Below are 25839 nucleotides of genomic sequence, written 5' to 3'. Positions count from 1 at the left end.
CCGGTAATTATATGCGACCTCTATCTTAACTCTGTTCCAGCGCATTAATTTCCATTTCATATAGCTTTTGCGATTTGAAGGTGGTTTTCTGAATACTCTTTCGGAGTGTTTTTCCCGGACTAAAGACTAAGCGGGGAGGTCGGATCTGGGTTATGTCAAAATCTTCTTCGGAGGCAAAACCGGGCGAACCGATGCAATAACGGAAATTGCCGAAGTCGTCGAACTGCACAATCCGTCCCTCGCTCATGTGTTTGCGCATCAGATGACTCATGCGGTCCAATACGGCTTTTACCTGATTGGAAGGGGTTCCCGCTTCCGCGATTTCATGGATCAGCTCGTCGAAAAGAACGGTTTCGCTATACACTTCCCGGGCGTGATACTTATAAGGATAGAGTTTTTTGTCCTGTCCCAGGTTATTACACTTGACTAATTTGAATTTTATTGCCATACATTATATAGTTTAAGATTTTTTACGCCATCTATAGTTCAAGATTCTGCTATCGCTACAAAGATAAAAAAGTATTTGTTTTACACACACACACAAAGTATAGGGAGAAAAAACGACTATCCGCGCGAGTAATTTAAGTTACCCGCGTGGGTAACTTAAATTACTCGCGCGGATAGTTTCTTATACTATAGCTATTTCGTGTTCAAAATAGAGATAAACCTCGTCATTCATATACCTGCGGAAGGGCAGAAATCCAAACGATAGATTTTCAGTATAAGTTAATACAAAAATGATTACCTTTGCATTTGGTATAAATTTTAAGACAAAATGAAAAAATTCAGAGCGGCCATCGTAGGATATGGCAACATTGGAAAGTACGTTTTAGAGGCAATTGAGGCAGCACCCGATTTTGAGTGCGCAGGTGTGATTCGTCGAAACCCGGTAGATATTCCGGAAGAACTGAAAAAATATACCGTTACTGACAGTATAACGAAGTTAGAAAATGTAGATGTGGCCGTGTTGGCAACGCCGACGCGCAGCGTGGAAACATTTGCAAAAGAGATATTGGCAATGGGCATTAACACCGTCGATAGCTATGATATCCATGGGGGTATTGTAGATCTTCGCCGGTCATTGGATGCTGTGGCCAAAACGCATAAGGCGGTGGCCGTCGTTTCTGCCGGATGGGATCCGGGAAGCGACTCGGTGGTGCGTACCCTGTTGGAAGCGATGGTTCCCAAAGGGGTGACCTATACCAACTTCGGACCGGGCATGAGCATGGGCCATACGGTGGCTGTCAAAGCGATCAAAGGAGTGAAAGCGGCCTTGAGCATGACTATTCCGCTGGGCACCGGTATTCATCGCCGCATGGTGTATATCGAAGTAGAAGAAGGCTATAACTTCAAAGAGGTAGCCGCCGCGATCAAAGCGGATGATTATTTTGCGCACGATGAAACGCATGTGATGCAGGTCGAATGTGTAGACAATCTGTTGGATATGGGTCACGGGGTAAACCTGGTACGTAAAGGTGTTTCCGGCAAGACACAAAATCAATTGATCGAGTTCGATATGAAGATCAACAATCCGGCATTGACTGCCCAGGTGCTTATCGCTGTGGCACGCGCCAGCTTCCGCCAACAGCCGGGTGCCTATACGATGATCGAACTGCCGGTGATCGATATGGTCTATGGAGAAAAAGAAGACTTGATCAAACGGCTCGTTTAATCAAATCTTCTTTTTCTAATTGACAATTGACAATTGACAATTGACAATTGATAATTATTACCTGTGTTAGAAGATAAGAATTACATAATAAAAAGAACAAAAATATGGTAGCTTCATTCCTTGTCAATTGTCAATTGTCAATTGTCAATTATATAACCTGGACATTCGATCCGGCCATTTTCACGATCGGCAGTCGGGAGATTCGTTGGTATGCCCTGATGTTTATTATCGGTTTTATGATCGGGATATGGATCGTCGGCAAGATGTGGAAACAGGAGAAGCTGCCGGAGAAATGGCTGGAGTCGTTGGGATATTATACGTTCTTCGGCATGCTGATCGGTGCCCGCCTGGGGCATTGCCTGTTTTATAATCCGGGGTATTACCTGGCCAACCCGATAGAGATCCTGAAGATGTGGGAAGGCGGACTGGCCAGTCATGGCGGTACGCTGGGCATTATTATTGCGATCTATTTCTATTCGCGTCGGGTGAGTCATCATACGATGTTGTGGGCTTTCGATAAATTGGTGGTACCGACCGGCTTGGTCGCCGCCTTGATCCGTTTGGGCAACCTGTTCAACCATGAGATCTACGGTCATCCGACCGATCTGCCCTGGGGGTTCCGTTTTGTGCGCAACCTGCACGCCTGGATGAATGGTGCCGAACCGATATTCACTGTTCCCTGCCATCCGACTCAATTATACGAAGCAATCTGTTACCTATTAACCTTCGCCCTTTGTATGTGGCTTTACTTCCGAAAAGAAGCCTGGAAGAAAGAAGGACTGATCTTCGGGATCTTTATGATCTGTATCTTCGGATCACGTATCCTGATCGAGTTCCTGAAAAACGTACAGGAAGATTTCGAAGTCGGTATGACACTCAATATGGGACAGTGGCTGAGTGTGCCTTTTGTACTTGCCGGGATCTATTTTATCTGGCGGGCACTTAGACCCAAAAAATTATGAATTATGAATTATGAGAATGAGGAGAAATCCTTCATTTTCAATTTTCAACTAAATTATGTATAAACTTAAAGAAATCGCCAAAGATGTATTTTATGTCGGTGTGAACGACCGGCAGAAACAATTGTTTGAGAATTTATGGCCCCTGCCTTATGGGGTGTCTTATAATGCCTACCTGATTATGGACGAGAAAACGGTGTTGATGGATACGGTCGATGCCTGTTTCGCGGACATCTTCCTGAAGAAGATCAGTGACGCGCTGGATGGACGGACATTGGACTATCTGGTGGTCAACCACATGGAACCCGATCATGCCGGAAGTATCCGCCTGTTGCGCCAGCAATATCCGGAAGTTCAGATCGTGGGCAACAGCAAAACCTTCGGCATGCTTGAAGGCTTTCACGGCATTACGGAAGGACTACACGAGGTCAAAGAAGGCGATACGCTTTCGATTGGCCGTCGGCAGTTGCAATTCTATATGGCACCGATGGTGCATTGGCCGGAAGTGATGGTCACCTATGAAACGACCGATAAGATCCTGTTCTCCGCCGATGCTTTCGGAACCTTCGGCACATTGGACGGGGGCATTCTCGACGATGAGATGAATATCGAGCCCTACTGGGAAGAGATGATGCGCTACTATTCCAATATCGTGGGCAAATACGGTAGCCCGGTACAACGTGCCTTGCAAAAGCTCGCCGCCCTGGAGATCGAGACGATCTGCTCGTTGCACGGTCCCGTCTGGCGGACGCACAAAGAAAAAACGATCGCCCTCTACGACCGCCTGAGCCGGTACGAAGGCGAAGACGGTGTGGTGATTATCTACGGCAGCATGTATGGGAATACCGAACAGATGGCGGAAGTGATCGCCTCTTCCCTGGCGGCCAACGGGGTGAAGAACATCGTGATGCACAATGTGAGCAAAAGCCATGCGTCGTACATCATCAAAGACGTGTTCAAATACAAAGGAGTGATTATCGGTAGCCCGACCTATTCCAACCAGCTCTATCCGGAAGTGGAGTCTATCCTGAGTAAAATCCAGATCCGGGAAGTCAAGAACCGCCTCTTCGGCTATTTCGGCTCCTTCACCTGGGCCGGTGCCGCTGTCAAACGGCTGACCGCGTTCGGCGAAGAGATGAAATGGGAAGTGGTAGGAGTTCCTGCCGAGCAAAAGCAATCGATGAAACCCGACAATTACGACGCTTGCTGGGCGTTGGGCGAGGCGATGGCGGAGAGAATAATAAACAAGTAGTTAGTAGTTGGTAGCTGGTAGTTAGTAGGCGCAAGCGATATCATTCTTGCTAATCGCTGGATATTGTTTCCGTCTACCAACTACTAACTACTAACTACCAACTACTATAAAATAAAATGCTATGAGACTGATTATCGAACCGAATTACGAGCAGCTGTCGCAATGGGCAGCGAATTATGTGGCTTCCAAGATCAAGAAAGCCAATCCGACAGCGGAGAAACCTTTTGTATTGGGATTGCCGACGGGCTCTTCCCCGTTAGGGATGTATAAGAACCTGATCGAGTTGCACAAGAAAGGGGTGATCTCTTTCCAACACGTCGTGACATTCAATATGGATGAGTATGTCGGCTTGCCGCAGGACCATGCGGAAAGCTACCATACGTTTATGTGGAAGAATTTCTTCAGCCATGTGGATATCCGGAAAGAGAATGTACATATCCTGAACGGAAATGCCGAAGACCTCGAAGCCGAATGCGAAGCCTACGAAGCCCAGATGAAAGCCGTAGGTGGCGTCGATCTGTTCCTGGGCGGTATCGGTCCCGACGGGCATATCGCGTTCAACGAGCCGGGCTCATCCCTGAGTTCACGCACCCGTATCAAGACATTGACCACGGATACGATCATTGCCAACTCCCGTTTCTTCGATAACGATGTGAATAAGGTGCCCAAGACGGCGGTTACCGTAGGGGTCGGCACGGTCTTGGATGCGAAAGAAGTGTTGATCATGGTCAATGGGCACAACAAAGCCCGGGCTTTGCAACAGGCTGTAGAAGGATCGATCAATCAGATGTGGACGATTACCGCCCTGCAACTGCATCCGAAAGGAATCATCGTCGCCGACGAAGCTGCCTGCGCCGATATAAAGGTAGGGACTTACAACTACTTTAAGGATATTGAGAAGGATAATCTTTGCCCGGAGGGGTTGTTGAAGGATTAGAGGAGAAGGGGGGTAAGGGGCCTAAAGGGCTTAAGGGATCCAAGGGGTCCAAGGGGCTTAAGGATCCTTACCTTAAACCCCTTGTACCCCTTAAACCCCTTAACTCCTTATCCTCTCAGGCTATTATCCATCGCCGCAGCCGCTTTGCGTCCATCGCCCATGGCCAGGATCACAGTGGCACCGCCACGAACGATATCTCCGCCGGCATAAACATCCGGCAGATCAGACCGCATCGTTTCCTGATCGACAATGATCGTTCCCCATTTGCTGACCTGCAAGCCTTTGAAAGCACTCGGCACCAGCGGGTTCGGCGATACACCGACACTGACAATCACCTCATCGACATCGATCGTTTCAATCGCTCCTTCGACAGGCACCGGACGACGACGACCCGAAGCATCCGGTTCGCCCAGTTCCATCTTCTGCAGACGCATCTGACGGACACGGCCAAATTCATCACCGATATATTCAACCGGGTTATGCAACGTCATAAACTCGATACCCTCTTCTTTGGCATGTTTCACCTCTTCCACGCGGGCGGGCATTTCTTCTTCGCTCCGGCGATAGATAATCATCGCCCGGTCGGCACCCAAGCGGCGTGCCGTACGTACAGAGTCCATCGCCGTATTGCCGCCACCGATCACCGCGACGTTCTTACCGATCCAGACCGGCGTATCGCTTTCAGGATTCGCCGCATCCATCAGGTTGACGCGCGTCAGGTATTCATTCGACGACATCACCCCGACCAGGTTCTCCCCCGGGATATTCATAAAGTTAGGCAAGCCGGCGCCGCTGGCAACAAAGATACCTTTGAAGCCGTCCGTGTGCAGGTCTTCATAACTGATTGTTTTGCCCACGATGCAGTTGTTCAGGAACTTCACACCCATCTTACGCAGGATATCGATCTCGACATCCACGATCGTATTGGGCAGACGGAATTCCGGAATCCCATATTTCAATACGCCACCTATCTCATGCAGGGCTTCGAAGACCGTCACGTCATACCCCAGTTTCGCCATATCACCGGCAAAAGAGAGTCCGGCAGGACCCGAACCGACCACGGCGATCTTCACACCGTTCGGCGCAGCCACCTCCGGGATGGAGATATTGCCGCTCTCGCGTTCGTAGTCGGCCGCAAAACGTTCGAGGTAACCGATCGCAACCGGTTCCTTTTTCATTTTCAGATGGATACATTGCGCTTCACACTGCTTCTCCTGCGGACATACGCGGCCGCAAACCGCCGGCAGGGCACTGGTTTCTTTCAGTGTCTTCGCCGCATCGAGGAATTGTCCTTTCTCGATGTATTTAATAAATGTAGGGATATTGATGTTCACCGGGCACCCTTGCATACAGGTCGGATTGGCACAGTCCAGGCAGCGTTGCGCTTCCAATAGTGCCTGCTCCGTGGTAAGTCCCAGGTTTACTTCTTCATTGCGTACCCGACTGCGGTAGGTTGGATCCAGTTCGGGCATGTGCACGCGGGCGATATCTGCCCGTTCTTTATTTTTTTTGCTTTTACGAAGCTCTTCACGCCAGGTTTCGGAACGACGTTCCGAAACAGTTGAAAGTTGAGAGTTGAAAGCTGAAAGTTCTTTTTCCATATTCTTGTTTATTCTTTATCGTTTAATCAATGTATTTCCTGTTTCACGATCACTTTCAACTTTCAACTTTCAACTGTTCTTGTTCCTTGTAAGCGCCCAGTCGCATGATCATCTCATCGAAGTCCACTTCGTGCGCATTGAACTCGGGCCCATCGACACAGACAAACTTCGTCTTGCCACCCACCGTCACCCGGCAGGCGCCACACATACCGGTACCATCCACCATGATCGTGTTCAGGGAAGAAACGGTCGGGATCTCATACTTCTTTGTCAGTGCGGCTACGAACTTCATCATGATAGCCGGGCCGATCGTGACACAGAGATCCACTTTCTCCCGGTTGATTACGCTCTCGACACCGTTCGTCACCAGCCCTTTATTGCCATACGAACCGTCATCGGTCATAATGATTACCTCATCCGAATTCGCTTTCATCTGCTCTTCCAGAATGATCAGGTCTTTGGTGCGAGCCGCCAAGACGACAATGACCCGGTTTCCCGCTTCATGAAACGCTTTGACGATCGGCATCAACGGGGCAACTCCTACTCCCCCTCCGGCGCAAACTACCGTACCGACTTTCTCAATGTGCGTGGCCTGTCCCAACGGACCGACCAGATCGGTAATCTCATCTCCTACATTCAAGGCACAAATCTTTTTGGAAGAATTGCCGACCGCCTGGATCACCAATGTGATCGTACCTTTTGCCACATCGGCATCTGCGATCGTAAGAGGAATACGTTCTCCTCTCTCTCCCACCTTGACGATCACGAAATGTCCTGCCTTACGGGAACGCGCGATCAGGGGCGCTTCCACTTCGAGTTTGACTACGTTGGCGGAGAATTGCTCTTTACTTACAATTTTGTTCATCTAGTAAAATTATTGTGTGATTGTTTACCTGTATTTTCGGCGCAAAAATACATTATTTAAAGATATTATTAGTCATTTTGTCATATAAAGACGCGTTAATCGAACAATCCCTCATCGCGAACAAGCATCAGTATGGCCGAATGGGGGACGATCAGGTACTTTTCTTCGTTGAACTGGATCTCGAAAGAGGCGCTGGGCAAATACACCGCCAGATCCCCTTCGCGAGCCTGCAAAGGAAGATAATGCACTTGTTCGTCTTTTTTCTTTTTCCACACCTCGTCTTCTTCCACCTGGGATGGCAAGGGATAACCCGGACCTGTCTTTATGATATATCCGGCTTGTATCTTCTCGCCTTCCTGCACGGAAGGGGGCAGATACAGTCCTGATTTGGTTTGGCTTTGCGGATTCTTTGGTTTAATCAGTACTTTGTCCCCGATCATCAGGAACTTCTCGATGTCTTTCTGGTCAATAGATAATTGCATAATCGCTTGTTCTTAAGTCTTTCGGGGCAAATGTAATCATTTTTGTGTAATTTTACTTTCGAATGCAACTTCCTGAAAGCGCTTTTCATCATAGAAATCAGAGAGCATAAGTACGTATATGAAGGAACAACTGTTAATTGCCGCATGTAAACGGGGCGAGTCGTGGGCTTGTAAAGAGATTTACGAGACTTATGCTCCTCTCATGATGAGCGTCTGTTTACGGTACGTGAATAACAGGGAGACCGCACGTGATTTATTGCAGGATGGATTTATCAAAGTGTTTACTAAAATCGATTCCTATAGCGGTGCGGGAGCGTTCGGCGGGTGGATACGCCGGGTGTTTGTGACGACGGCACTCGAATATCTCCGCACGACGAACGCTCTGAAACTTAGTGTAGATATGGAAGCCTCCGGCATCGAGCCGGCCTATTGGGATGAGTCCGCCCTGGAGCGGCTTACGACCGATGAGCTGATGGAATGTGTGGGAAGATTACCCAACGGATACCGGACCATATTTAATCTATATGCCATCGAAGGCTATTCGCATAAAGAGATAGCCGGGATACTCAAGATTAGCGAAATAACGTCGCGTACCCAGTTCATACGGGCCCGCAATGCGTTACAGAAAAGTGTACTTTCCTTAATGGAGAAAGAGGATGTCAGACGAAACAGCACATAAAGAATCTTTGGATCACTTCAGCAGCTACCTCAAGGGGCGGTTGGAGAATCATCCGACCCCGGTCGATCCGGGAAGCTGGGATAAGATCGCCGGGCAGTTGCAACGGAGGAAGCGTTCCCATCTGGGATGGATCGCTTCAGGCATTGCTGCGGCTATCCTGTTGGCTGTTTTCTGGCTGTCTTACCCATTCGATGCGGAGGATGTACAGCGGCAACTGGCCGAACAGGAAATCCTTCCCCGACCGGAAGAAGAGAAACCCGTGCCCGAAACAACGAAACCCGTTGTGGAAACACTGGCTCTCCAGACTCCGCCTGCGACTCCGGAGCGCCCCCCCGTTCCGGAGGCAAAGGCGCCGGTCGAAGAAGTTGAAGAGAGAGTTATGGAAACCATTCGTGCACAGGAAGAAAACGAACAGCAGGAAGAAAACGAACAACCCGCCGAAAGCAGGAAGCAGCCCGCCGAAAGCAGGGAACAATCCCAAAGCCCCAAGCGCGAATCGTTCACGCCATCCGAGCCTTCCCGCTTCGCCGATCTGCCGCAAAAGAAAAAGAGCGGGAAGTGGCTGTTGGCCGTGGCGCTGGGTACCGGTGGCGGGGATCCTTCTTTTTTCTCTCTTTCTTCAAACGACTATGCCGTTCTTGAACCGTCGCATAATGACCCCGGTTATAATCTTCCTTCCGTTCCATCGGAAGAAATAGGCAATGAACACCTGGCGGAGAAGCAGTATGTGGATATCTCCCACGCCATCCCACTGTCGGTGGGAATAAGCGTTCGGAAAGAGATCAATCCGGTCTTTGCCGTTGAAAGCGGATTGATCTATACGTATCTCGCTTCGGACCTGAAGAAAAGCAGGATCAGCAAAAACGACAGATTACAGCTCCACTATCTGGGGATTCCCCTGAACGCGGTGGCTTACCTGGTGAATAAACCGCGGTGGAATATGTATCTCTCCGGTGGGGTTATGCTGGAAAAAGGGTTGAAGTCCGTCCTGACGGTAAGAGAATTCGATGCCGGTGTATTTGTTTCGAATGCAGAGAAGAGCTCGATCCCGGGTGTTCAGTTCTCGCTGCACGGAGCTGTCGGTATCGCCTACCGCCTCTTCGACCATTGGAGCCTCTATGCCGAGCCCAAGATCTATTATTATTTTGATGCGGATCAACCGCCAAGTATCCGGACCGAACATCCTTTCGGATTTGGTGTCAACGGCGGAATCCGGTATCATTTTTAGTTCAAATCATCTCATGTAAACATTAAATTCAGTTATTATGAAACGAATTATACCCTTGTTCCTCGCCTTTACGGCTCTTTTTCTCTCTGGTTGTTTCGAGAGTAGAGTAGAAAAAGTTGAATACACCATCAATGAGCCGGTCACCCTGTCGGTCACTGAGTTCCGAAACTCCGTAAAGGTCAACACCACGCCCCGTACGATAGAAGAAAGGGGGAAGTTGTGTCTCTATAACGGCTACCTGTATATCTCCGAGCCGGAAGTGGGCATTCATATTATCGACAACCGCAATCCGGCCAATCCCCAATCCGTCGGTTTTATCGAATTGATGGGCAATGCCGACGTAAGCATTAGAAACGATCGTTTGTATGCCGACTCGTATATCGACCTGGTGTGGTTCGATCTGACTAATCCGGCCAAGCCCCAATTGATCAACCGTCTGGAAGGGGTCTTCCCGTTTGCCCTGCCGCCTACTGAGAATGATTACGGGTGCAACTATAATGCCTGTCATACCGCCTTTGCGGAAAACCAGGTCGTTGTAGGTTGGAAACCGAAGAAGCGGGTCGAATGGGTGGAGCGTTATAACGGGGAAGACATGATGATGCCCGAAGCCAGCCAGTCAGGCGATTTCTTGTCGAACTCCTCGGGTGGCATGTCGACGGGTGTGGTCGGTTCGATGTCGCGTTTCGGACTGTACGACAGTTATTTGTATGTGGTGATGAACAGTCAGATGACCATCTTCAATCTGGCAGGCGACGAGCCGGTCAAAGTCAGGGAAAGCTTTTATGTAAATCAGGATGTGGAGACCATCTTCCCGTATAAAGACTATCTCTTTCTGGGCACGCCGACGGGCATGGCGATCTACTCGGTGGCCAATCCCGAAGAGCCGGGTTATATCTCCACCGTATGGCATATCTTCGGCTGCGACCCGGTGGTGGTCGAAAACGATCTGGCGTATGTGACCATCCATTCCGACAACTGGTGCGGGCAGAACGTCAATCAACTGTTGATTATCGACGTCAGCGATGTCTATTCGCCCAATCACCTGGTCACCTATTCGATGAAAAAACCCAAAGGCCTGGGCATCGACAACGGCACGCTCTTTGTCTGCGACGACGGACTGCAGGTGTTCAAAGTAGGCGACCCGCAGCAACTGATGGCCAACCGGCTGGTGCACTACTCCGGCATGGAAGGCTACGACTGTATCCCCTATAATAATGTATTGATGATGATCGCCGACGACGGTCTCTACCAATACGACTATACCGATCTCTCCCGGATCTCCAAGCTCAGCCACCTGAAGATCGGCAAATAAGCCTCAGCCATGACCAAACCTGAAACTTACCACATAAAAGTTTTTACCCCGGTCTTCACCTTTCACCCTTCATCGAGATCCCTGTATTAATCAGCCTTTCGGGTGAAGGCAAAAAAGGCCGGCAGGGTTTTCCAAAAGGCCGGCGGAGTTTTCCAAAAGGCCGGCGGCCTTTTGGAAAACCCTGCCGGCCTTTTGGGCACTCAAACAGTCCACTTTTTTAACCTTTCATCTGTAGGCTTGCAAAAAGGGCTGTGCGGGTTTCAAATAAATAATAAATATATTTGCACCATGAGACTGATCTATATTTTTCATAGCGGATTCCTGATCGAAGCCGAAGGTTTCGCGATCCTGATCGATTATTATAAGGATACCGGAGTCGCGCCCCGGGAAGGATATGTGCATCAGACCTTGCTTGGCAAGCCGGGCAGGCTTTATGTCTTATCGTCCCATGCCCATCCCGATCATTTCAACAAAGAGATACTGCAATGGCGGGAAGAGAAAGAAGATATGCAATATCTCTTTTCGCGGGATATCCTGCGGGCAAGGAAGGCCGGAGAAGAGGATGCGGTTTACCTGATGAAAGGGGAGGAGTATACCGATGAATACCTGTCCGTCAAAGCATTGGGATCGACCGATATCGGCATCTCTTTCCTGATCCGGGCGGAAGGGAAAACGATCTTTCATGCCGGCGACCTCAATAACTGGCACTGGAAAGACGAATCGAATCCGGAGGAAATCGCCGTTGCCGAGCGAGATTACCTGAAAGAACTGGAATTATTGGCCGACACGACCGATCACCTGGATGTCGCCCTCTTCCCTGTCGATCCCCGCCTGGGTACCGACTTTGCCCGGGGAGCGGAGCAGTTGATCGACCGCATACCGGTCGATTTGTTCGCTCCGATGCACTTCGGGGAGAATTACGATAAGCTCAAGCCGTTCTATATCTATGCTCAATCCAAAGGGGTAGCCGTGATGGAACTGACCGAAAAAGCACAATCTATAAATATATGAATCGTATGGAAATAAAAGCAAGATTTGATCATTTCAACATCAATGTCGTTGATCTCAACAAGAGTATAGCCTTCTACGAAGAGGCTTTAGGACTGAAAGAACACCACCGCAAAGAGGCGGAAGACGGTTCTTTTATCCTGGTTTATATGGGCGACCGGCAGACCGGCTTTCTGTTGGAGCTGACCTGGCTACGCGACCGGCAGGAAGCGTACGAATTGGGCGATAACGAAAGCCACCTGTGTTTCCGGGTGGATGGCGACTACGACCAGATCCGCGCCTACCATAAAGAAAAAGGATGGGTCTGCTTTGAAAATCATTCCATGGGACTTTACTTCATCAACGATCCGGATGACTATTGGATTGAAGTCTTGCCCTTAAATAAATGAAAAACTTCAGGAGATAGACTTTCGGGTATCAACTATTTCCCTATATTTACAACCCAATAAAAGGACATTATTAATCCAATAAAAATAAAATCATGGAGAAACCTTATGTAATAGGTATAGATATTGGTGGCACCAATACGGTATTTGGAGTTGTTGATGCAAGAGGAACGATCTTGTACAGCGGGTCGATCAAGACCAGCAAACATGCTGATATTAAAGATTATATAACAGAACTGGCTAAAGGCTTGGATATCGTGATCGATCAGGCCGGCGGATACGACAAGATCAAAGGTATCGGTGTAGGCGCTCCGAACGGAAACTACTTCAGCGGTTGCATCGAATTTGCGCCGAACTTGCCCTGGAAAGGCCAGATTCCTTTGGCCCAGCTGATCAGTGAAGCCGTCAGAGGTATTCCGGTTACATTGACTAACGACGCCAATGCCGCCGCTATCGGGGAAATGACCTATGGCGCGGCACGCGGGATGAAAGACTTTATCGTGATCACACTGGGCACCGGCGTAGGTAGCGGTATCGTTGTCGGGGGTAACCTCGTCTACGGACATGATGGCTTTGCCGGCGAATTGGGTCACACGATTATCCGCCGGAAGAACGGACGGAAATGTGGCTGCGGCCGTGAAGGTTGCCTGGAAGCGTACACTTCGGCAACCGGCGTAGCCCGTACAGCCCGTGAAATCCTGGAACTCCGCAGCGACGAGAGCATCCTTCGCGATGTCGATCCGGATGAGATCACCTCCAAAGACGTCTACGACGCAGCCATGAAAGGTGACAAGGTAGCACTGGAAATATTCGAATTCACCGGACACATGCTGGGCGAAGCCTTTGCCGACTTTGTGGCCTTCTCAAGCCCGGAAGCGATTATTCTTTTCGGCGGTCTGACCAAAGCAGGCGACCTGATCATGAATCCGATCCGGGAAGCGATGGAACAGAACATGCTCAAAGTGTTCGCCGGCAAAACGAAACTGATCTTCTCCCAACTCAAAGAAAGCGATGCCGCCGTATTGGGCGCCAGCGCCTTGGGATGGGAATCGAAAGACATTGACTAATTCAGTTGAAAGTTGAAAGTTGAAAGCTAAAGGTGAAATTAGTTTTCACTTTCAACTTTCAACTTTGCTTTACGCTTCGCTAAGCGATTTGCAATTCAACTTTCAACTATTCACCATGCCCCATCCTTTAGACTTATTCAATTACTGTCCGATCTGCGGGCAGAAAACGTTTATCGAGACCAACGAAAAGGCCAAACGCTGTGCCAGTTGCGGTTTCGTCTATTACTTCAATCCTTCGGCAGCCGTAGCCTGTTTTATAAAGAACGCAAAAGGAGAATTGCTGGTCGTACGCCGGGGAACGCCACCGGCCGAGAACACACTGGATCTGCCGGGTGGGTTTGTCGATATGCACGAAACGGGGGAAGACTCCGCCCGCAGGGAAGTGAAAGAAGAAACCCATTTAGACGTAAAAGAATGCCGTTATCTCTTCTCCATCCCCAATATCTATCCGTATTCCGGCTTTAAGGTGCACACGCTGGACCTGTTCTATGAATGCGAAGTAGAATCTTTCGACACAGCCGCCGCCGACGATGACGCGGAAGAAATCCTGATCCTTCGTCCCGAAGAAATAGACCCCGAAGACTTCGGACTCACCTCTGTTAAAGAAGCCGTCAAACGCTATATCTCGAAATAAATCACTATCTTTATCGGATGATAAAAGACAAAAGCCTTATGGAAAATATATCTTTTTATGATCGTAAATTGAAAATCATAGAAACTCTCCTCAAAATAGACGATGATAAAGCTATCCAGGAGGTAGATGATTATGTAACCTCTGTCTATCACAACAGAAGGCTATCTCCTTTCCAGCGCACCCATGAGGAATTAATCGAAGAACTAAACATCTCATTGGATCAAATGGAGAAAGGCTTAACAGTTGGGCCAGAAGAAGTATCCAAATTACTTAAACGCTATCAATGACCTATAGCTTAACAACATTTGCTGAACAGCGACTAACCGATATCCTTGACTATACTTTTTCTGAATACGGAGAAAACGCAGTCAATAAGCTTTCCCGTGCAATTGATAAAGATATTTTACTACTTACCTTAAACCCTTATATGGGGAAAAAAGAAGATAAACGTTACCGAACCCGGTATGAAGTTCGTTCCTTAGTTGAATTATTCTTTAAAATACTCTATGTGGTAGATGAAAAGAATGAATGCATCGTCATACTTGATTTCTTTGACTGCCGTCAAGCACCTTCCCGAATGGAAGAAGATATTAACTAAGCGCTGGGTTTTAATTCTTTTTGTAATTTACTTCGCCTGTCTTTGTTTCTTAATACATATCTTTGCCCTTTGAACTTAGAGGTATTGTTGCGTGTTGTGTACGTATAAAAGTTAAGTAAGAATGAGAAAAAGACTAATTCCGTTATGTCTGGTATTGATCAGCCAACTGACGATCGCTCAACGGTCGTATCAGCATGAATCGCCGGACGGATTATTGTTAGAAGGCAAAGCGTTATTTGAGTTAAAGAACTATCCGGGGACAATCGACAAACTGAATACGTATAAGCTGCAATCCCGCGATGCCGACGGCATTCAGGAAGCAGATTATCTGATTGCCTGTGCTGTTTTCGAACAAGGACAGAAGAATGCGGATATCGTATTAAAGGAGTATCTGGATACGTATCCCGATTCCCGTCATGCGGATGAGATCAGTTATCGGATCGGATCGGTACATTTCGGACGGGGAGAATATCAAAAAGCGATCTTCTGGTTTCAGGAAGCTGATATCGACCTGTTAAGTACCGAACAACAAGAGACTTGTTCTTTCCGCCTGGCCTATTCCCTGTTGCAACAGGGAGAGATGGAGCGTGCCAGAGGATACTTCCAGCGCATCCAACAGATCGGTTCTTCCTATCGGGAAGCAGCGGCTTATTATGTGGCTTATATCGACTATGCGACAGAGAAATACGACAACGCACTGACGGAGTTCTCCCGCCTGAAAGAGTTTGCCGCCTACCGGGAACAATCGCTCTACTTTATCACACAGATCTATTTCATCCAAAACAAATACGAACGCGTGATCAGCGAAGGAGAAGCGCTTTTGAGCTCCTACTCCGACAGCCAAAACAACGCGGAGATCCATCGCATTGTGGGTAACTCGTATTACAATCGGGGTGATGAAGTCAAAGCGATTAATCATTTAAGCCAATACGTAAAAGAGACAGACTCGCCACTTCGGGGTGATCTCTATATCCTTGGGGTTTGCTATTTCAATCAGGCGGACTACAAGAACGCGGTGAACGGCCTCGGACGTGTCGTGCGCGAGAATGATTCACTGACACAGAACGCTTACCTTTATCTGGGACAGGCTTACCTGAAACAAAACGATAAGAATAATGCACGCATGGCTTTCGAGGCAGCGGCAACGGCACGGTTCGACGAGCAGGTGCGCGAGGTAGCCTTGTACAACTATGCCTTATTGATTCACGAGACAAACTTCACCGGTTTTGGCGAATCGGTCACCCTGTTCGAAGACTTCCTGAATGATTTCCCGAATTCCAAATACGCCGATAAGGTAAACGATTACCTGGTGGAAGTCTATCTGACCACAAAGAATTACAACGCGGCTCTGGCTTCGATCGAGAAGATCCGCCAGCCCAACACGAAGATATTGGAAGCGAAACAGGATATTCTTTTCCAACTGGGGACGCAGTCGTTCACCAATGTGAAGATGGATGAAGCCATTCAGTATTTCACCCGTGCGATCGAATTGGGGACTTACAACCAGCAGGCACGCAACAACGCCTACTTCTGGCGCGGGGAGTCGTACTACCGAAAAGAGGATTTCCAAAAGTCGATAAGCGACTACCGCACGTACCTCAACAATTCCCGCCAGCGGAATACCGACTCATACGCTTTAGCCCATTACAACCTGGGTTATGGTTATTTCAAACTACAGAATTACAATGAGGCATTAAGCCGATTCCGTCAATACGCCGACCTGGAGAAAGACCAGAAAGCGGCAACGCTGGCTGATGCGTACAACCGGATTGGCGACTGCCTGTTCTATAACCGTCAGTTTGCCCAGGCGGAAGAGAACTACAACCGGGCGGCTCAGGTACAGCCTTCCGCCGGCGATTATTCGATCTTCCAGAAAGGATTTGTCTTGGGCTTGCAGAAAGACTATCAGGGAAAGATCCGGGAGATGGATCGCCTGGTGCGCGACTTCCCCGAATCGCAATATGTGGATGATGCCTTGTTTGAGAAAGGACGTACCTATGTCCTCCTGGAAAAGAATACGGAAGCGACTTCGACCTTTGAAACCCTGGTCCGCCAGTTCCCGAACAGCAGCCTGGCCCGTAAAGCCGGCGTGCAGTTGGGCTTGATCTATTTCAATGAAGACCAACCGCAGAAAGCAGCCGATGCCTATAAGAAGGTGATCAGTAATTACCCGGGAAGCGAAGAAGCCCGCGTGGCCCTGGTCGACCTCAAATCGGTTTATATCGAACTGAATGATATCAATGCCTATACCAACTACGTCAACTCCCTGGGCGGCAATATCCGCATCGAGGTGAGCGAACAGGATTCCCTGACGTATATGGCTGCCGAACGGCTCTTTATGCGTGGCGATAACGAAGCGGCGCGACAGAGCCTGGTTCGCTATCTGCAGACTTTCCCCGAAGGGGCGTTCAATTCGAATGCCAACTACTATCTGGCCAGCATCGCTTTTGGCAAGAAAGACTATAACGATGCCAAGCAGTATTACGTACGCGTATTGGATAGCGGCGACCTGAAGTTCCGCGAAGAGGCGTTGGCTCGCAAGGCAGAGATCGAATACCTCGCTCAGGATTACGCCACGGCTTTGGAAACCTTCAAACAACTGCAACTGATCGCCGACAACCCGGCAAACAAAGAAGCGGCCAAACTCGGTATCATGCGTTGCGCACAATACACCGACAAGCAACAGGATGCGTTGATTGCCGCCAACGAGCTATTGAAAGACTCCAAACTCTCTCCCGAACTGATTGCCGAAGCCCGCTATGTCCGCGCCAAAGCTTATATCGCTGCCGGACAAGAGAAAGAAGCGTTGGAAGACCTGAAAGAGATCAGCAAAGATACCCGTACGGTGCATGGAGCCGAGGCGAAATACCTGCTTGCCCAATTGTATTACAACACGAACGAAGACAGTAAAGCAACCGAAGTACTGGAAGACTTCGCCAAGAACGGTACGCCTCACCAATACTGGCTCGCCCGAGGATTTATCCTTTGGGCTGATGTCTATATCCGCCAGGGTGATGACGTGCAGGCACGTGTTTACCTGAATAGCTTACAGAACAACTACAAAGGCAACGATGATATTGCCGGTATGATTGAAGATCGATTGAGTAAATTAAAGAACTAAGCCAGATGAAGAAGATCAATTATATAAAAGCAATTACTGTCGTCACCCTTCTATTTGCCTCCCTGGGAGTACAAGCGCAACAGGAAGAGACGAAAAACCTGAATCGCGAAATGACATTGGAGCGGGAGTACGACCCTTCCGTGCAAGATGCCAATAAAGTGAATACACTGCCGGAGATCAAAGAACCGGAAGTCCGCAAGATCCCTATCGACTACGCGGGCATTACGCTGCCGGCCTTCCCGACGAAAGAGATCTGGCAACTGCCTTCGGGAAATATCCTGACCGAGATGGAATACAACAAACGCCGGGGCTATCTGAACCTGGCGGGCGGAACGTATACGAACCTGAACGGCGACTTCGGATACCATATCCTGAACACGGATAAAGACCGCTTGAATATCTTCTTCACTCACCGCTCCTCGAACGGGAAAGTCAAATACCTCGACGCTCCCGAAGGATTGGAAGATAAGATCAAAGCAAAAGACAATAACAACCTGGGCGGCCTGCAGTTTGCTCATGCTTTCGAAGGAGCAACCATGCACCTGGGTGGGACGTACGGTTACCGCGCGTACAACTATTATGGGCTTCCTTATGGTTACTGGACTTCATCAGTCTTACCTCAGATCGACCGGGAGACGAACCAGGTCGACCAGGCCATCCGCATCAACGCCGGCGTCGCTTCGCATCCCGGAGCTTCTGCGATCGGTTATAGAGTAGCTGTAGATTATACTAATTTCTCACAGAAATACGCTTATCATAAAGAGCTCGATGGCATCACGGAACATACCATTCATGGTGTGATCGATATAAACAAAGCGGTAGGCACCTCGCAGCTCCTCGGTATTGCCGCCGATCTCAATTATTTCGCGATCTCTTCGCCGATGGTGACATACGAAAACAAAGCCGTCGGAACCCTTTCGCCCTACTACCGGATGGAAGGCGGCAATTGGAACCTGCAGCTCGGCGCGAATATGATGTTTACGACCGGCAATTTCAAAAAAGTATTCTTCTCGCCCAATGTGGCGGCCAACGTGGAGATTGCGGACAAGACCGTCTTCTACGCGAACGCCGGTGGGCAAGTGCGCAACAACAGCTTCTTTGAGCTTTCACAGGTCAACCGCTTTGCCAACCCCTACGGCTCAGGTCCGGTATCCAGGAATTGGCTCAACTCGCGCGTGGGTGTGAAGAGTGGCGTGGCTCCCGGATTCTGGTTTGATGTCTTCGGCGGCTATGAGATCACGGATGATTATATCTTCTTCCTGCCTTCCAACGATTTGACCGAGGACTTCAGCCATACGATGCGCAACTGGGGCCTGGAAGCCAAGCGATTATTGTTTGGTGCTTCCTTGAAATATGCTTATCAGAACCTGATGGAGTTTACGCTCAAGGGCGTTTACAACAGTTGGGATGTTGATCCTGGCGCATGGGACGGTGGCCCGACACCCGAAGCGTATGCCTTTGGCAATCCGGAGTTTGAACTGAATGCCGGCATTACGCTTCGTCCGATAGAGAAGTTAGCTTTCGCCCTCGATTACAACTATGCCGGCGGGCGTTACATCTCTTTCCAGATGGGCGACGAGAAGATGAAAGACATCAACGAACTGAACCTGACGGCAACCTACGCATTGAATAAAACCTTCGGTGCCTACGTCAAACTCAACAACCTATTGTTCCAGGAATATGAATTGTTCTATGGCATCCCCACTCAGAAGTTCAATGCGATGGTAGGAATTAATTTGAATTTCTAAAAACAAGATTGCGGCATCTCTCCGGCTCTCCTCCTTTTGGCTAAGGCCGATCTACGATTCAAAAGAGGAGAGCCGAGATAGCAGCAGTCGCAAATCTTCACTTCTCAAACGATTGGAACGTTTGAAGTAGCGAGTGCAGAATCCGTGCTTGCATGGATTATGCCGAGTCACGCCAAACGACTAATTTTAATGAACCCCGCCAGACCCCCCTTTTTCAAACTACCGGTACTTTGCGCGCAAACTACTAATACTTTGTCGCCAAACTACCGGTAGTTGGTACGCAAACTACCGGTAGTTTCTGAAGAGAATATTAATCCTTCATTTTCAATGGTTTAGAAATCCGTGAAGTCCATTCGCATCGAAGAGAATGTGAAGGTACAGGATAATAGCAAGTGGACTATCTTGGCTCCCCTCCTTTGAAAAGGAGGGGGTGGACCAGAGCCGTAGGCGATGGTGGGGTAGTTTGATCCTAATTTTGTATGAGATAGGTATTTATGATTTGTCAGAAGATCAAACTGCTCCACCACGGCAAGCCGTGGTCCCCCTCTTCTTGTCTAAGAAGAGGAGCCGAGATACCGATATCGTAAACCTTCACTTCTCAAAAAAATTGAAGATCCGAAAGAACAAAAACCCCAAAAACACCCCCGAACAGCGTTTTTCGTTTTTTTACTTACATCATACAGGATTTTCTTTTGCGTCTGTATATCAGTCGTATAGCCATTTTGTACAATAAAAAAGGTAATAGAAACCCTGTAAGTAACTCTCCGATACCTGCGGGAGAGCCCAGCAGTGATTCGTTTAACATTGTCGCCTGCCCCGGCTGTATGATGGTAGTAAAAAAATGAACGTTTGAAGTAGCGAGTGCAGAATCCGTGCTTGCATGGATTATGCCGAGTCACGCCAAACGACTAATTTTAATGAACATTTGAGGTAGCGAGCGCAGAAACCAAGTTTACTTGGATTATGCCGAGTCACGCCAAATGACTAATTTTAATGAACATTTGAAGTAGCGAGCGCAGAAACCAAGTTTACTTGGATTATGCCGAGTCACGCCAAATGACTAATTTTAATGAAAAACTATGTTTGGAATGATAGGTTTACCCCTATTTGCTGTTTACATTTGTTGACATCTGCTATTTGACTTCAAAAAGCTGCCTCTTTCGCCGAAAAGGCCGGCAGGGTTTTCCAAAAGGCTGCCGGAGTTTTCCAAAAGGCCGGCAGGGTTGTGCAAAAGTCCGGCAGGGTTTTTGAAAAGTAAGGGAAGAATTTCAAAAAGTAAGGGATGAGTTTTAGAGACGAAGGGGCACTTCACGGTTAGGGATTGTATCGAAACAAAAAAAGAGGTTCCGGGATGGAACCTCTTCTTATTGTTGTGTTAATCGTTAACCGATATTCTTAATGATTCTTCTTACAAAGCGGGTTGTAAGCTGTTTCAGCACGTGGGATTTCCCATACCCAACCGGGATGGTCTGCTTCTCTTTCGACAAAGGTACAGAAAGCTATATCGAAGTTACGTCCGCGTTTGATCGGTTGGTTCAGACGTTTCAAGTCGTAGAAACGGAAACCTTCTGCCCAGAGTTCTACCCGGCGGCTGTTCATAATCTCTTCAATCAGAGCATCGCCTGTATTTCCTTTGGAAACGTAAGACGGGTCGCGTGTAACCTGGAATTTAGTAAACACATCCTGAGCGGCAGCATCCTGTCCTGAGCGAGCCAAGGCTTCAGCCTGTATCAGATAGAGTTCAGCCAGACGCATAAAGGCTACTTCACCCACTGCATTAGAAGTAGAACGAGCCGTAAATTTACGGTTCTGATACGGGTTCTTTACAAAGTTGGAAGCCGGAACATCCATTTCACCTGTTGGATCCCACCAAGCACGACGAATATCCGTTTCAGACATTGTATCGTAGGTATCGGCATTGATAGATTTTACACCTTGACGGATAGCCGTAGCGTTAAAGTTCCAAGCCCAGTTTGCATAGAACGAATAGAAATAAACCGTTTTATCATCCGGCGTACGGGCGGCGTACATCGCTTCTTTGGTATCACTTGTAATATTTACAAATCCACACATAAATTGGTCGCCTTCCATTAATGCGTTGCCGTCTTCTAAGGCTAAAGCGATCGCTTTGCCCGCGTAGTTAGCCGCATTGGCGTAATCATGCATCGCTAAAGCCGTACGAGCTCTTAATCCATAAGCTACCTTTTCGCTATAATGCGTTACGCCTGGTGACATACCTGCCAATAATTTAATGGCTTCATCCAGGTCGGCATTAATCAAACGGTAAGTTTCTTCTACAGTGCTACGGGCTAATTCGCCACCGGCTGAGTTGGTGCGATAAGGGATACCGTCATGTGTATTCCCACTTCCCGGTACATAACGTTGGGCGTACAATTGCAACACATTGAAATGTGCCCAGGCGCGGATACAAAGTGCTTCACCTTTGATTTGGTCAAACAATTCCGGATCATCGTTTTCCACAATTTCCAAAGACTCCAATACTTTATTTGCATTCAGAATCCATTGGTAATATACACGCCAGAATAAAACATTATCCGTAGCTACTTCATTCAGGTTAGCCTCCCATCCCAGATGGCTGGTTTTCAGCCAGGTATTGGTAACCCAGGTGACATCGTCACCTTCGCAATCGCGAGCTCCCATAAAGCCGGGTTCCCCTCCGAAAGCTTGGCGTCCGGACTCTTGTGAAACCATTTCTTTATGAATCCCGTTTAAGGCCATATAGATATTTTCCAAAGAGGTAGAAATCGTCACTTCGGACACTGAACCTGTCGGTGTCGTTTCCAGATAATCAGACGAACAGCTGGTGAATGCGATAATGCCTAACATCGCCAGCCCTGTTTTGATATGTTTCATGTATTTCATAACGTCAATTGTTTTAATATTAGAATGATACATTCAAGCCGAAAGTAATATTACGTGCCGGGTTATACACATTGCTGGTTGTACCGGCATAGTTCGCCATCGGGTTCAGACCCTGGCGGGCTTTGAGCATAAAGAGGTTTTCAGCGGATACGCTTAAACGAGCGCTCTTCAGTGTCAACGGACTTAATACAGTGCGCGGGATAGACCAACCCAAGGTGACGGAGCGCAGGTTCAGATAATCTGAACTAATCAACCAACGGGTTGAATAACTTTGTCCGATATTCGTATTATGTGTTGCGTTATTATCCAAACGAGGCACATCGGTGATATCACCCGGTTGTTTCCAGGACTCCTTAATATCGCTTGCCATCGCAGAACCATAAGAAGTGCCACTCATCAAACCGGCATACGAAGTATCTAACATCTTACCACCTAATTGATAAGAGAATACAGCGCCTAAGTCAAATCCTTTGTATGAAACATCGAAGTTAAAACCTCCAATAAATTTAGGTGCGGCATCACCGGCGAAATCATACTTCGCATAGGTGTAGCTATTGGTCAGCTGTTTGCCGTCGATTTCCACAATGGTCTTTTGTACAGCAGCAGTGATGGCATCTCCAGTGTATTTTTCTGTGTCCAAAAGGTATAAACCGTCTCCGTTTGCCGGGTTAACCCCGTACCATTGGCGCAGCCAGAATTCATAGCGAGGCTTACCCTCCATCCACTTTTTAGATCCGTTGACATAACCGTTTTCTTTCATTTCTTCCGGTAATTCTTTAATGGTGTTCTTTGTGTACGTCCAGTTCACACCTACATTCACACTCCAATCGCGGTTTCTAAACGCGTTGTAATGAAGATCTACTTCAATCCCTGAGTTAGAAACTTTACCAATATTTTGAGCGATAGAACTTACCCCTGAGGAAGTCGGCTGAGATACCGAGAAAAGCAGGTCGCGTGATCTCTTGTCGAAATATTCGATTGTACCGGTCAAACGGTCGAATAAGCCAAATTCAATAGCTACGTCAGTAGAAACCTGGGTTTCCCATTTCAACTTCGAATTAGCAATGCTGGTGAAATAGACACCTGCTTCGTTCCAGTTTTTATAACCCAAACCATAGAGTGTCTGGTAGGGGTAGTAGTCGGTATAACCATCAGAGTCTAAGATCATATCATTCCCTGTTTCCCCATAAGAAGCACGGAGTTTCAAGTTGTTAATCCAAGTGTATTCTTTCATGAAATCTTCTTCACTCAAGCGCCAGCTGGCACCAAACGACCAGAAGTTACCCCAGCGGCTGTCTTTATGGAAACGAGAAGAACCATCCCGGCGGAAGATCACAGATCCGTAATACTTATTCGCATAATCATAGTTCAAACGACCAAAATAACTTTCCTTATTGTATGTATTGGTGTACGAGTTTAGATTTGCGACAGTTACAAAGTTGCCAAATTCATAGATACCATTGATACTTTCTTCAGTCTTCATGCCATACAGGTATTCATATTTGTATGAATAGTTTTCATGTCCGACCATCGCGTCGAAAGAGTGATCTCCAAATTTCTTACTGTAATTTACAATCTGGTTTAAGGTTTGCACCAAACGACGGATCGAGGTTATATTCAGACGGCCCGGTCCGGCAGTACCATCACCTACCCAGGGGTTTTCGTATATCTTTTGGCGATAATCCATATTGTCCAAAGAGTAATTAAGCGTCATATTCAGACCTTCGAGCGGAGTAATAGTCATATAGGTACGGGCATTCTGCGACGTACGGGCAAATTCGCGGGTATTAAACTCGGTTTCAGCCAAAGCGTCACGTCCCGGATCTGAAAGGCGGTCGCCTTTATAGTCGTAGACATACTTGCTGGGATCGGTCGTTGGATTACCATTGGCATCCAGGTAAGCACCGGTTTCTTTATCGTGACTATGCACCGGATAAATCGGAGCCATACCGCGGGTATAACGCACCAGATTATTATAGCTACTGCTATTGTCAGCGTCGTCAGTCGGAGAGTAATCACTCATTACACGGGTCATAGCCAGATTCAATCCGGTCTTCATCCATTTTACCGGGTAGATATTGTAATTGATACGTCCGGTATAGCGTTCAAAATTGGTTTTTGCCATGTATCCTGAATCATCCAGATAACCGACAGAAGCGTACGTATCGCTCTTCGCTGTTTTTGTATTGTAACTAACAGTATATTCCTGACGATAACCGGTACCATAAGCCGCATCTTCCCAATCCAGGTCATCTCCCCATTTCAGGGCTTTCGCACTCGGATTTAGTCTACCATCGACACCTACGATCGCGTCATCGGTAACACCGACAAACGGATTGTATTTCAATGTACTTCCAATATTGGCAGTCGCAAGAGCCGCCGCTTCTGAAGCATCCTTACCGCTGGTAATATGGGCGTTTTTCATCATTTCCCATTGCAAGGGATAGTATTCATATACATTCACGCGGTCATAGTCGGCATACGCACGTTGTGAGAATCCCTGACGGACATTCAGGTTTACACCGGTAGAACCATCGGTACCTGAACCCTTTTTAGTAGTGATCATCACGATACCGTTACCGGCACTCGCTCCATAGATCGCTGTGGAGTTCGCGTCTTTCAATACCGTCATTGACTCGATGTCAGCCGGGTTAAGGTCCGCGATAGAGGCGTTATAAACCGCTCCATCGACCACGTACAACGGCTCACTGGAGGCGTTCATCGAACCGAAACCACGGATACGGATTTCGGGTGTAGATCCCGGCTGTCCCATTCCTGAAGTAACCTGTACCCCCGGAGTATTACCTTCCAAAGCACTGGCCACGTTGGTGATCGGACGTTTCTCGATTTTTTTCGCATCCACTACGGTAGCCGATCCGGTAAACGAACTTCTTTTCGCCGTACCGTAACCGATTACAATCACTTCGTCCAACGCTTGCGAGTCGGAGATCATAACGATGCGCATATTGGCTTGGGCAGCCAATTCCTGGCTTATCATACCCACATAAGATACTTGTAGCCGGGCGTTCCGGTCTACTTCCAGATTGAACTCACCGTCGTAGTTGGTGATTGTTCCCTGAGTTGTTCCTTTTACAACGATGGAAGCCCCGATAACCGGTTCGCCATCTTCTTCACTGACAACAACACCTGTCACCCGGATGTTCTGGGCAACCATGCACTGTAGTCCAAATAAGAAGGTCAGTAGTAAAAATGCTAATTTTCGCTTCATAATAACAGTATTATTAGTTAGAAATAATTGGGTAGATGTTAAATAACACATTCATTTTATGTTATATTTTGTCATATTTAACTTTAGCGTTTTTCCATCTCTCGCCGACAAATATAATAATAATTTGAAGAGAAACGCAATTTGGCATAAAAAAAGGCTGAGGAGAATAGAAATATTT

Annotated in this window: 21 protein-coding genes; 15 read left to right on the top strand and 6 right to left on the bottom strand. The window is 47.9% G+C overall.

All coding sequences use genetic code 11. The features are described from left to right. Nucleotides 1-25 precede the first annotated feature (25 nt). A complete protein-coding gene (locus M2133_RS04020; protein WP_277464680.1) occupies nt 26-448 on the bottom strand; it encodes a DNA-binding protein in 423 nt (140 codons plus the stop codon). Nucleotides 449-775: 327 nt separating this feature from the next. Between M2133_RS04020 and M2133_RS04015 the strand changes: the two genes are divergently transcribed. From M2133_RS04015 to nagB, 4 genes are all read left to right on the top strand, one after another. Beyond that, the gene (locus tag M2133_RS04015) at nt 776-1672 is read left to right on the top strand and encodes a diaminopimelate dehydrogenase (RefSeq protein WP_277464678.1); all 897 of its coding nucleotides are present in this window, start codon (nt 776-778) and stop codon (nt 1670-1672) included. Nucleotides 1673-1812: 140 nt separating this feature from the next. Beyond that, nucleotides 1813-2634: a prolipoprotein diacylglyceryl transferase gene (gene lgt / locus M2133_RS04010; RefSeq protein ID WP_277464733.1), complete on the top strand. Its 822-nt coding sequence runs from the start codon at nt 1813-1815 to the stop codon at nt 2632-2634. A gap of 55 nt (nt 2635-2689) precedes the next feature. Next, the gene (locus M2133_RS04005; RefSeq protein ID WP_277464677.1) at nt 2690-3883 is read left to right on the top strand and encodes an FprA family A-type flavoprotein; all 1194 of its coding nucleotides are present in this window, start codon (nt 2690-2692) and stop codon (nt 3881-3883) included. A 121-nt stretch (nt 3884-4004) separates the two neighbouring features. After that, nucleotides 4005-4820, top strand: coding sequence for a glucosamine-6-phosphate deaminase (gene nagB, locus M2133_RS04000; protein ID WP_277464676.1), 816 nt, complete (start codon nt 4005-4007; stop codon nt 4818-4820). A 107-nt stretch (nt 4821-4927) separates the two neighbouring features. On the opposite strand, the gene gltA is transcribed toward nagB, so the two are convergent. The 3 genes from gltA to M2133_RS03985 form a co-directional block, all read right to left on the bottom strand. Continuing rightward, the gene (gene gltA / locus M2133_RS03995) at nt 4928-6421 is read right to left on the bottom strand and encodes an NADPH-dependent glutamate synthase (RefSeq protein ID WP_277464675.1); all 1494 of its coding nucleotides are present in this window, start codon (nt 6419-6421) and stop codon (nt 4928-4930) included. A 55-nt stretch (nt 6422-6476) separates the two neighbouring features. Then, the gene (locus tag M2133_RS03990; protein WP_277464674.1) at nt 6477-7286 is read right to left on the bottom strand and encodes a sulfide/dihydroorotate dehydrogenase-like FAD/NAD-binding protein; all 810 of its coding nucleotides are present in this window, start codon (nt 7284-7286) and stop codon (nt 6477-6479) included. A 95-nt stretch (nt 7287-7381) separates the two neighbouring features. Then, nucleotides 7382-7768, bottom strand: a complete 387-nt coding sequence (locus M2133_RS03985; RefSeq protein ID WP_277464673.1) for a co-chaperone GroES family protein — start codon at nt 7766-7768, stop codon at nt 7382-7384. 118 nt (nt 7769-7886) lie between these two features. Between M2133_RS03985 and M2133_RS03980 the strand changes: the two genes are divergently transcribed. The 11 genes from M2133_RS03980 (at nt 7887) to M2133_RS03930 (ending at nt 19549) form a co-directional block, all read left to right on the top strand. Then, the gene (locus M2133_RS03980) at nt 7887-8447 is read left to right on the top strand and encodes a sigma-70 family RNA polymerase sigma factor (RefSeq protein ID WP_277464672.1); all 561 of its coding nucleotides are present in this window, start codon (nt 7887-7889) and stop codon (nt 8445-8447) included. Continuing rightward, complete coding sequence (locus tag M2133_RS03975) at nt 8425-9675, top strand: outer membrane beta-barrel protein (RefSeq protein ID WP_277464670.1); 1251 nt, start codon at nt 8425-8427, stop codon at nt 9673-9675. The genes M2133_RS03980 and M2133_RS03975 overlap by 23 nt, the downstream gene beginning before the upstream one ends. Before the next feature lie 37 nt (nt 9676-9712). Beyond that, nucleotides 9713-10987 carry a hypothetical protein gene (locus M2133_RS03970; RefSeq protein ID WP_277464669.1) on the top strand — a complete coding sequence of 425 codons (1275 nt, stop codon included), beginning with the start codon at nt 9713-9715 and terminating at the stop codon, nt 10985-10987. A 288-nt stretch (nt 10988-11275) separates the two neighbouring features. Next, nucleotides 11276-11998, top strand: coding sequence for an MBL fold metallo-hydrolase (locus M2133_RS03965; protein ID WP_277464668.1), 723 nt, complete (start codon nt 11276-11278; stop codon nt 11996-11998). Between the two features lie 5 nt (nt 11999-12003). Further along, nucleotides 12004-12384, top strand: a complete 381-nt coding sequence (locus M2133_RS03960; RefSeq protein WP_277464667.1) for a VOC family protein — start codon at nt 12004-12006, stop codon at nt 12382-12384. A gap of 92 nt (nt 12385-12476) precedes the next feature. Continuing rightward, nucleotides 12477-13448: an ROK family protein gene (locus M2133_RS03955; protein ID WP_277464666.1), complete on the top strand. Its 972-nt coding sequence runs from the start codon at nt 12477-12479 to the stop codon at nt 13446-13448. 115 nt (nt 13449-13563) lie between these two features. Next, complete coding sequence (locus M2133_RS03950; protein ID WP_277464665.1) at nt 13564-14082, top strand: NUDIX domain-containing protein; 519 nt, start codon at nt 13564-13566, stop codon at nt 14080-14082. Between the two features lie 38 nt (nt 14083-14120). Continuing rightward, a complete protein-coding gene (locus M2133_RS03945; RefSeq protein WP_277464664.1) occupies nt 14121-14369 on the top strand; it encodes a hypothetical protein in 249 nt (82 codons plus the stop codon). Next, nucleotides 14366-14680 (top strand): type II toxin-antitoxin system RelE/ParE family toxin, encoded by a 315-nt coding sequence (locus M2133_RS03940; RefSeq protein WP_277464663.1) that lies wholly within the window; start codon nt 14366-14368, stop codon nt 14678-14680. Before M2133_RS03945 ends, M2133_RS03940 begins: the two co-directional genes overlap by 4 nt. 121 nt (nt 14681-14801) lie before the next feature. After that, nucleotides 14802-17801: a tetratricopeptide repeat protein gene (locus M2133_RS03935; RefSeq protein WP_277464662.1), complete on the top strand. Its 3000-nt coding sequence runs from the start codon at nt 14802-14804 to the stop codon at nt 17799-17801. 5 nt (nt 17802-17806) lie between these two features. Continuing rightward, nucleotides 17807-19549 (top strand): TonB-dependent receptor, encoded by a 1743-nt coding sequence (locus M2133_RS03930; RefSeq protein WP_277464660.1) that lies wholly within the window; start codon nt 17807-17809, stop codon nt 19547-19549. A 1395-nt stretch (nt 19550-20944) separates the two neighbouring features. On the opposite strand, the gene M2133_RS03925 is transcribed toward M2133_RS03930, so the two are convergent. Beyond that, nucleotides 20945-22432 (bottom strand): RagB/SusD family nutrient uptake outer membrane protein, encoded by a 1488-nt coding sequence (locus tag M2133_RS03925; RefSeq protein ID WP_277464659.1) that lies wholly within the window; start codon nt 22430-22432, stop codon nt 20945-20947. A 19-nt stretch (nt 22433-22451) separates the two neighbouring features. Further along, on the bottom strand, nt 22452-25661 hold the full coding sequence (locus tag M2133_RS03920) for a TonB-dependent receptor (RefSeq protein ID WP_277464657.1): 3210 nt from the start codon (nt 25659-25661) through the stop codon (nt 22452-22454). Between the last annotated feature and the right edge of the window lie 178 nt (nt 25662-25839).

The organism is Parabacteroides sp. PF5-6, from assembly GCF_029504695.1.
In the GTDB taxonomy this organism is placed as follows: Bacteria; Bacteroidota; Bacteroidia; order Bacteroidales; family Tannerellaceae; genus QVMG01.
This window is presented reverse-complemented; position numbering and strand designations above follow the sequence as displayed.